We start from the raw sequence: 334 nt of genomic DNA on the forward strand, positions 1-334 counted from the left end.
TGCGCGCCCGATATCGGCCCGAGAACGGTAATCAGCACGACGAGCATTGCCCCCGTCGCCAGCGTGTTGGCGAGCAGGGCAAGCGCCGTATCATCGGTCAGACGATCCGCCATGATGCCCGAACCGACGACGGTCGCGACCAGAATGCCCGTGCCGAGTCCTTCCGAAACAAGGCGGCGCGAAAGCGGAAACGACGTCATAGTTTCAAGCCCCCAACCGCGTCAGCGTGATCATTGAACCGTGCCTTCGACCGGCGCGCAGCAGGCCGCAACCTCGGCCGCCGGCGCGCAGATTTCCGGATGGCCGGCGCAGCAGTCTTCCATCAGAAAGCGCA

General features: G+C 64.7%; 1 protein-coding gene and 1 pseudogene. Both read right to left on the minus strand.

Annotated elements, in window-relative coordinates:
- Positions 1 to 200: aquaporin (locus ACPYOI_RS36080; protein WP_481420315.1), on the minus strand; the 200-nt coding region annotated here is incomplete at its 3' end.
- Between the two features lie 30 nt (positions 201 to 230).
- Positions 231 to 334, minus strand: a pseudogene (locus ACPYOI_RS36085) (transcriptional regulator); the annotation flags it as partial.

This window comes from Rhizobium sp. SVR5-2C, from assembly GCF_056755115.1.